Annotated in this window: 7 protein-coding genes and 4 tRNA genes; 2 read left to right on the top strand and 9 right to left on the bottom strand. The window is 39.7% G+C overall.

What is annotated here, in order from left to right:
* Positions 1-112: 112 nt before the first annotated feature.
* Positions 113-250: a hypothetical protein gene (locus tag BM146_RS19865; protein WP_207649929.1), complete on the bottom strand. Its 138-nt coding sequence runs from the start codon at positions 248-250 to the stop codon at positions 113-115.
* 393 nt (positions 251-643) lie between these two features.
* Positions 644-1276, bottom strand: coding sequence for a YigZ family protein (locus tag BM146_RS13410; protein WP_074890008.1), 633 nt, complete (start codon positions 1274-1276; stop codon positions 644-646).
* Positions 1277-1405: 129 nt separating this feature from the next.
* Here BM146_RS13410 and BM146_RS13405 point away from each other — a divergent pair, with 129 nt between their 5' ends.
* Positions 1406-4117, top strand: a complete 2712-nt coding sequence (locus BM146_RS13405) for a transglycosylase domain-containing protein (protein ID WP_074890004.1) — start codon at positions 1406-1408, stop codon at positions 4115-4117.
* 113 nt (positions 4118-4230) lie between these two features.
* Here BM146_RS13405 and BM146_RS13400 read toward each other — a convergent pair whose 3' ends face one another.
* A complete protein-coding gene (locus BM146_RS13400; RefSeq protein ID WP_074890016.1) occupies positions 4231-5601 on the bottom strand; it encodes an MATE family efflux transporter in 1371 nt (456 codons plus the stop codon).
* A 75-nt stretch (positions 5602-5676) separates the two neighbouring features.
* On the opposite strand from BM146_RS13400, the gene BM146_RS13395 reads away from it, so the two are divergent.
* A complete protein-coding gene (locus BM146_RS13395) occupies positions 5677-6441 on the top strand; it encodes a hypothetical protein (RefSeq protein ID WP_074890001.1) in 765 nt (254 codons plus the stop codon).
* Between the two features lie 8 nt (positions 6442-6449).
* Here the strand turns inward: BM146_RS13395 and BM146_RS19560 are convergent, their stop codons facing one another.
* From BM146_RS19560 to BM146_RS13370, 6 genes are all read right to left on the bottom strand, one after another.
* A complete protein-coding gene (locus BM146_RS19560; protein WP_177201670.1) occupies positions 6450-6587 on the bottom strand; it encodes a hypothetical protein in 138 nt (45 codons plus the stop codon).
* 327 nt (positions 6588-6914) lie between these two features.
* Positions 6915-6995 (bottom strand) — tRNA-Leu (locus BM146_RS13390).
* 51 nt (positions 6996-7046) lie between these two features.
* Positions 7047-8378 carry an MATE family efflux transporter gene (locus BM146_RS13385; RefSeq protein WP_074889998.1) on the bottom strand — a complete coding sequence of 444 codons (1332 nt, stop codon included), beginning with the start codon at positions 8376-8378 and terminating at the stop codon, positions 7047-7049.
* Between the two features lie 95 nt (positions 8379-8473).
* Positions 8474-8546 (bottom strand) — tRNA-Lys (locus BM146_RS13380).
* A gap of 53 nt (positions 8547-8599) precedes the next feature.
* A tRNA-Gln gene (locus tag BM146_RS13375) sits at positions 8600-8671 on the bottom strand.
* Between the two features lie 16 nt (positions 8672-8687).
* A tRNA-His gene (locus BM146_RS13370) sits at positions 8688-8761 on the bottom strand.
* Positions 8762-8785: the final 24 nt, after the last annotated feature.

Below are 8785 nucleotides of genomic sequence, written 5' to 3'. Positions count from 1 at the left end.
GGGCATATACGAGAAAAAATGGATTGCCACATCCATTGGATGAGTGAACTTTAGACATATGATCTCTATATAATGGTGTGGTAACCTCAAATAAGGCCGTATGTGCCCAAAATCACAAGTCAAAAGCCTTGTCGCATGGTGTCGTAAGCTCAAAAATCTGGCTATATTTCCAAAACAGAATCTTCGCTCTCTTTACATTGAAAGACGCAGACGCAGACATATAGTCACATACGTCCTTGAAAGTAGCCACCACTACTGTTCCTGGATTCAGAGCCTGAGGCAATAATTCCAAGCCACACCGCAGGTGCTTGCCATTGACGGGTTCTGAGGAAAACGCTACAATGCTGATTCCGACGGCGAGATAAGATCTACTGTTCCCATCATCCTCACCGTCGGCTCGCAGACCAAAGCGTTTTCCTCAGTCTCAGTCAATGGTGGCGTACGTAGCCGCAATCTAAAATTTTTAGAGAGTTAGAGAAGTCACTCACGCATATACAAAGAAAGAGTATTCAGATGTATGCTAATTACATTTATCCGAATACTCTCCCTTAATCTACAGCATAAAATTTTGTAAGTTGCTCTGAAAATGAAAAAAATATTTTTCACAGTGTCTCCGAGCTTACGATGTTAATATAGAATACATCTACTGCCGAAAATATCCTTTATCCCCTTCTATAATGCTTATCTGTCCTTCACATTTTTGGGTAAGGCCGTCAGTTATGCGTTTTACATCTGCTTCTTTTACGCAAATATCAAACTGAACGTTAGCTTCGTAGCGTGCGTCTGCGATGGTGATATTGTTTTGGCCAAGGAAATACTGAACATTATTTACCATGTTATAGGCAACTTCCAGGGTGAGCTTCTGGGAATATACCATTTCACCGATCCGGGCATCTGCGATTCCGGCCTGTGCAGCCTGGGTATAAGCCCTTACAAGGCCACCTGTTCCAAGCAAAACTCCCCCAAAATATCTTGTTACTATTACAAGGGTATTGGTAAGCCCTGCTCCTTTTATAACTTCAAGAATAGGCTTTCCTGCTGTTCCTGAAGGCTCGCCATTATCACTGCATCTAGTATTCTCACTGTTTTTTCCTATAACAAAAGCATAGCAATTATGTCTTGCATCCCAGTACTTTTTAGATATCTCAGCAATTTTCTCATCTGCCTGCTGCTGGTTTTCCACAGGAAAAGCATTGGCTATAAAGCGCGATTTTTTCTCGACTATCTCACCGCATCCATTTGAAATTAATACTTTATAAGATTCTCTTTCACTCATGTGCTAAATTATATCAGAAATGTGGCATAATTGTTACAATTCTTAATTTTCGCCCCATTTCTTTATTATCCCAAGGATTCATGTTATACTTTATTGGTTAAAATGGACTAATTATAGGAAGGTTAATGTATGAATTACGGAAAAAGAGGTATCGTAAATCAGGCAAAAGAACTTAACTCCGGTACCGATAAATGGGGAAAGAAATTTAGTCTTTTCGGATTCTATATTCTGCTTTCTCTGATAATAGGCTTCTTTATTATTGGAGCAAGCGCCGGAATAGGTGTTTTCAACGGCATAATCGCCACTGCACCTGATATCACAAATATTGATGTCACTCCATCCGGTTTCTCAACTTTTGTATATGACACAGAAGGAAATCAAACTGCGAAGCTTGTATCCACAGATTCTAACCGTATACCTGTAACTATGGATATGGTTCCCGAGAATTTGGCACACGCTTTTGTAGCCATCGAAGATGAAAGATTTTATGAGCACAATGGTATTGATATCCAGGGTATTATCCGTGCCGCAGTAAGAGGTATCACAACCGGTAATTTCTCTGAAGGTGCCAGTACCATAACACAGCAGCTTCTTAAGAACAACGTTTTTTCAGGTTGGACTAATGAAACAAAGCTTCAAAGTGTCAAGCGTAAGATACAGGAACAGTATCTTGCGATACAGCTTGAAAAGAAAATGAGCAAGGATGATATTTTGATCAACTACATGAATACTATCAACCTTGGCTCAAACACTCTTGGCGTTCAGGCTGCATCACTTCGCTACTTCAATAAATCCGTCAGCGAGCTTACCCTCTCAGAGTGTGCTGTTATTGCCGGAATCACTCAGAACCCCAGCAGATTTAATCCGATTACACACCCTGAAAACAACACAGAGCGCCGCAACAAAGTTCTTAGAAAAATGCTTGAACAAGGTTATATTTCACAGGTTGAATATGACTCAGCCATGGCAGATGATGTTTATGCAAGAATCCAGAATGTAAATCAGGAGACTGGCGGTGATTCAACCGTTAACTCTTACTTTGTAGATGCTCTTACAAATGAAGTATTAGAAGACCTTATTGATGCCGGATATAATGAGACTCAGGCATATACACTTCTTTACAGTGGCGGCCTTAAGATTTATTCAACACAGGATCCCAAGATCCAGGCAATCTGTGATGAAGTTTACACAGACGAAAGCAACTACCCTGAGGGAACTAAGTACCTTCTTGCTTATGAATTGTCTGTACAGTCAGCTGATGGCACAGTGACAAACTACAGCAGTGAGATGTTTACAAGCTACTTCAAAGAGCAAAAAAGCAGCTTCAACATGCTCTTTAATTCATCAGAAGATGCTGACGCTGCTATAGAAGAATACAAGGCAGCTGTTATGTCAGAAGGTGATACAGTTCTTGGTGAAAAGATAAATCTCACTCCTCAGCCACAGGTTTCACTTACTATCGAAGAACAAAGCACAGGCTACATCGTTGCTATGGTCGGAGGACGCGGTGCCAAAACAGCCAGCAGAACCTTAAACAGAGCTACTGATTCTTACAGACAGCCCGGTTCAACATTTAAGGTTATCTCAACATACGCACCTGGTATCGACAGTGCAGGTCTCACGCTTGCCACAGTATTTAATGATGCTCCGTTTGCTTATTCAAACGGAACTCTTGTAAGAAACTGGTGGGGATCTGAATATAGAGGTCTCAACAACGTAAGAGCTGCAATCAGAGATTCGATGAACGTTATTGCTGTTGAAGCAATTACCCTCATCACTCCTCAACTTGCATTTGATTACCTTAAGAATTTCGGATTCACAACTATCGTTGAAAAAGAAGTAATTAACGGTAAGACATTTTCAGACATACAGCAATCAACTGCTCTTGGTGGTCTTACAAAAGGTGTTAAAAACTTTGAGCTTAATGCAGCATATGCTGCCATCGCAAATGGTGGTGTTTATATTGAACCCAAGTTATACACTAAGGTTGTTGATCACGATGGAAATGTTATCCTTGATAATACACAGGCTAACTCAAAGAGAATTTTAAAAGAAACAACAGCATTCCTTCTTACAAGCGCAATGCAGGACGTTGTTACAAGCGGTACCGGTGGTTCAGTAAACTTCGGTACAACAGCAATAGCAGGTAAAACCGGTACAACTTCAGACTATGTAGATGTATGGTTTGCAGGATTTACTAACTACTACACTGCAACAACCTGGACCGGTTATGACAACAATGCAAAGATGACCAATTCGGCTGAAAAGAACCTCTCCAAAACTATGTGGAGAAAGGTCATGGAAAAAATCCACGCCGATCTTCCATACTCATCATTTAGCATCCCTGATGGTATTGTTTCAGCAACAGTTTGCTCAAGATCAGGTAAACAGCCAATTGCAGGTCTTTGCGACGGTACTCTTTACACTGAATATTTCGAAGAAGGTACCGTACCTACAGAAAGCTGTGATGTTCATTATGCAGGAACAATGTGTGCAATAGATGGTTGTCCATCCACTGAAAGCTGCCCATTTAAGACAGCCGGTGTATTTGAACTCACTCCTGAAGTACCTGCAGCACTTCAGTCAGGATTTGTAAACTATACACCTACTAATTCTGCATATACTACCGTTACAGATGAAAATGGTAATACTACTACTGTTCTCAACACATGCCACCATACAGCAGAATTTATGGCTCAGCAAGGCATTGATGAGATAATTGCTGCCGAACAGGCTGCAGCCCAGGCCGCTGCCGCTGCCGCCAATCCTGAAGCAGCTGCAGAAGCTCCACCTGAAACTGTAGTCGACACAGTTCCTGAAAACGTTGCAGCTGGTAACTAACTACATAAATCTTTTCAAAAATAAGACCACCGGCTAATCGGTGGTCTTTCTGTTTCTATAATTCAGCTTGAACTTTTTTAATTTATCTCAAAAATGTAGTTCCCCATTTTTCTTTAAAGTCTGTGTTTTTTAGTGTAATAAATATAATAAATTGTGAATAAGATCGTGGTCGTTATCCAGGTTAGTGGATAACTAAATTCTATCGTTTCGATTGTTTTATTTAGAGGAAATGCAATTAGTATCCAAGCGACTCGAAGGACACATATTCCGCTCAAAGTAATAAGCATAGGTACTACAGCTGTCCCCATCCCACGAAGTACTCCTGAAAACACTTCCACGCCTATGTAGGTAAAATAAAACGGAGCAAGATATTCTATCATTTGAATTCCTACCTCAATTACTTCTATGTCATCTACGAATATTTTTAGGAAAAGATCACCGTAAAAATATAGAAGAACACTTAAAGGAATTGTGATTATAAATGCGATAACAAAGGCGTACCTTGTGCTTTTGTGAACTCTGTCATTTTTGCCTGCACCAAAATTCTGCCCTGCAAAGGTAGTTACAGCCGTTCCCAAAGAACTTATGGTCATCCAAAAGAGAACGTCGATTTTACCATATGCTGCCCATGCTGCTGTAGCATTTTTTCCGACCTCATTTATAGCTGTCTGTATAAGCATATTGGAAACAGTATACATGGTAGTCTGAATGCCGGCAGGAAGACCGATATTTATGATTCGTTGGAGCATATCAGGGTCAATTCTTATCTCTTTTAGATAAAGCCTGTATGTGCCAATGCTTCGCATAAGCATGAAAAGAACTATCGCAGCACTTAATATCTGGCACATAATCGTTGCTATTGCAACGCCTATAACGCCCATAGTCACACTTACGCTTCCCATTTTAAAGCCTATAACAAATAAAAGGTCAAGGAAGATATTTACAAAACAGCTGATAATAAGGACATATAGAGGTCTTTTGGAGTCTCCTACAGCTCTCAATATTCCGGCCCCCATATTGTAAACCAGATTGGCGACCATACCTAGAAAATATATCCTTAAATAAGCCGTAGAGGCCCCTATAATCTCCTTTGGGGTCTTCATGATACCAATTACCCATGAGGCAGATAAAAGTCCTATAACAGTGATTATAATGCCTCCAATGACAGCCATGGCAATTGAAGTATGAACAGCTCTTTTCACTTCATCATCTCTTGATGCGCCATAGAACTGAGCAATTACTACGGAAGCTCCTGTCGAAAGTCCTTGGAAAAAGCCAACAAAAAGGCTAACAATCATAGCTGCCGAGCCACCCACTGCTGCAAGCCCATCTGCACCTACCACACGACCAACTATGATTGCATCAACAGTGTTATAGAACTGCTGAAAAAAAGCACCAAGAAGAAGCGCTGCAAAGAAAGACAACATTCCTGAAACTATGGGGCCTTCAGTTATTTTATTAATTGTTTTATTACTTGTTCTCATAAGGATGTATTTTATCACAATTTGACCGTGCTGACATAATTGAAGTAAGATTAATAATAGTGAGGTTATAAAGAAATGTACATAAGTGTAAAAAAACACATACTATCAAGGGCAATTCTTTCAGTTGCCATAATTAAAATATTCGCTGCCTTGATTGAAGGTGCCATAAGGATTCTTCTAAGCAATGGTTCATCAACTTCTCCAAACATGCTCGATTCAATGCTTTGGACCTGTCAGATAATAAGCTCTGTTTTGCAGATTCTTATTATTTTCTTTATTTTTTATTTGTCTTGGAAACAACTATGGCACTATATGAACTTGATTCCTGAAGATGATCAGAATGAAATAGGTCTTTTACAGCAGGAATACCTTGGTAAGAATCTGGCAACACTTTCTGCCAGCTCTGTGAGCAGACTGCTACAGCTTTGGGCTGTTATATTCATCTGTGCAGAACTTATCTATGACTTTACATCTATAATGTACAGAAGATTCATTGCAATATTGATGAGTATTTTTGATCAGGCAAGTGACTTAACAGACAGCACATTTATTTTGCTTTACAACATGACTCATGGATTTAAATACATCGAGATTCTTGTGGCTATACTTCTTGGAATTGTCATGACCGGTATCTTTCTTAATGATAAATATCTCAAGATTGCATCACTGATCATACTGGTTTTATTTTTATTTTCTTTTTCGATATTACAAATGCAGACAGTGTATCTGATGGGCCATGAAATCGGAATAGTATGGACATCCATAATTTATCATTTCACGGAAACCCTCGGACTGATACTTCTGTCTGCATATCTGTCAAAAAGATATAAAGGCTTATGATTCTATGTTTAGATTGAAAGGATAAGCTTTCTGCTCTTTGCCTTCCTTTCTTCTTTTAAAAACCTATGAACATCAATCATCATGGAGATAACAAATACTGTGTTCATATAAAGGTCCGCCATAAAGTTAGTAAATAATCTGCTCATATCAATTACCCCCTGGTATTTTTTCTTCTCGGCTATCAGGCTAATATATTTACCTTTATCTACGAAGTTATTACATCTTGAACTAAATTCCAGAAATCCGCATATACTGCGGATTTCGTGAGAATATGAGTGAAGAGTCAACCAAGCCTCATCGACGAAGTCGATTTAAATTGGCTTGGTTGATGCATTCTTGAATTGTTGATTCAAGAATGTATAGTAATTTATACGAACAAATCTTACTTATGGCAAAATTATGTATTACTTGTATTTAACAATTACATGAAAAAAGGTTGTACATGGATAACCACATACAACCTTAAACAATAATGCGGATGACAGGAATCGAACCTGCACGTCGGAGACACTAGAACCTAAATCTAGCGCGTCTGCCAATTCCGCCACATCCGCATATCCGTGTAACACGAACAAATTTGATTATACAAAGTTTATAAACTAATTTCAAGTATTATTCTCAAAAACCTTTGTGAGCCAGTCGCCTTTGAAATAGTAAATGATAAAGATTATTGCGCTCACAGACCATGTCAGTGGATAAGCCCAGAATATCACGTTAACAACAGGAATTATCCTTACAATTATTGTAATATAGGTTATTCTGAGAAGACACCAGCTAGAGAGCATAACGACCATCGGCACCGTTGTTTTTCCAGCTCCTCGGTATATTCCTGCCAGGCAGTGGTTTAAAGCCAGAAGACAGTAAAACAAGCTCTCTGTCCTTGCCTGAGTTGCTCCTATCAAAAGAACCTCCGGCTCTGATGAAAACATCCTAAGAAATACCGGCGCAAATAAAAATACCATAAGTCCTATAAACTCTGCACAGCTCACACTGATAACGCTTCCAATAACAGCCCCCTTCTTAACTCGCTTAATTTCTTTTGCGCCTACATTTTGGCTCACAAATGTAGTAAGGGCCATAGACATACAGGTTATAGGTAAAAAGACAAATCCCTCGAGTTTAAAGTAACTTCCGCATCCTGCCATTGCAGCTGATCCAAATGCGTTAATATTTGACTGTACAACGACATTTCCAATTGCAATGACACTATTTTGTATTCCTGTAGGAAAACCTATCATAAGCTCCTTTTTTATCGTTTCAGGATCCATTCTAAGTTTCCTTATATCAATCCTGTGCGGTCCCTGAACCTGTGTGAGCTTCACAAATGCTAAGAGTGCGCTCACGAACTGAGCAATAACAGTCGCAAGAGCCGCTCCCGCAATTCCAAATCCAAGATCCCTTACAAACAATAAATCCAGGATCGTATTCAAAACTGTGCTGACCATAAGATAATATAGTGGCCTCTTTGAGTCACCCATGGCTTGAAACACGCCACAACAGGCACTATATAATACATTTCCAAGTCCACCAAGGAAATAAATCTTGAAATACATGACAGAGTTAGGCATTACATCCTCAGGTGTTCCCATCCACCTAAGAAGTACAGGTGTAAAGAAATAGCCAAATACAGTAAGCACAATTCCCATCAGTATAGAGAAAGTTATTCCTGTATGAGCTGCGATTGATACGCCTTTTTCATCACCGGCTCCGTACCTTTTGCCAATGATAACGCTGCTTCCCATGAAAAGGCCGTTAATGAAGCCAACCATTAAGAAAATAAGACTTCCTGTAGTACTGACAGCTGCCAAAGCTTCTTTACCAAGAACGTTACCAACTACAACAGAATCGACCACATTATACAACTGCTGTAATAACTGCCCTAAAAAAAGTGGGATTGCGAATAAAATAAGATTTTTTGAAATAGAACCTTTTGTCATAAATGCACCTAAAAAAATCAAGAACAATTAAATTATGCACACACAAGTGGCAAAACAAAAACCTTGCAAACATATAGTTTACAAGGCTTTTGAAATGAGACACGGGGGAATCGAACCCCCGACAACTTGATTAAAAGTCAAGTGCTCTACCGACTGAGCTAGTATCCCATGTATTACTATGAACAAATTTTCGACGCAATATGATATCCTGTTACGCCTAACTGGGCTAGCCGGATTCGAACCGTCGTATGCAGCAGTCAAAGTGCTGTGCCTTACCGCTTGGCGATAGCCCAACGCACTTTCGTGCAGGGTGGCTAGAGGGACTCGAACCCTCGGTCTCCAGAACCACAATCTGGCGCGTTAACCAACTACGCTATAGCCACCATATTGCGGTGCTACACTAACAA

This window comes from Butyrivibrio proteoclasticus, from assembly GCF_900115735.1.
Lineage (GTDB): Bacteria > Bacillota > Clostridia > Lachnospirales > Lachnospiraceae > Butyrivibrio > Butyrivibrio proteoclasticus_B.
Note: the sequence above shows the minus strand (reverse complement) of the source record. Positions and strands in the feature narration are given on the sequence as shown.

Bases quoted from the DNA above. Each gene is read 5' to 3' on its own strand.
- BM146_RS13400 (WP_074890016.1), bottom strand. From the start codon at position 5,601: ATGAGAACAAGTAATAAAACAATTAATAAAATAACTGAAGGCCCCATA.
- BM146_RS13395 (WP_074890001.1), top strand. From the start codon at position 5,677: ATGTACATAAGTGTAAAAAAACACATACTATCAAGGGCAATTCTTTCA.
- BM146_RS13385 (WP_074889998.1), bottom strand. From the start codon at position 8,378: ATGACAAAAGGTTCTATTTCAAAAAATCTTATTTTATTCGCAATCCCA.
- BM146_RS13410 (WP_074890008.1), bottom strand. From the start codon at position 1,276: ATGAGTGAAAGAGAATCTTATAAAGTATTAATTTCAAATGGATGCGGT.
- BM146_RS13405 (WP_074890004.1), top strand. From the start codon at position 1,406: ATGAATTACGGAAAAAGAGGTATCGTAAATCAGGCAAAAGAACTTAAC.
- BM146_RS19560 (WP_177201670.1), bottom strand. From the start codon at position 6,587: ATGAGCAGATTATTTACTAACTTTATGGCGGACCTTTATATGAACACA.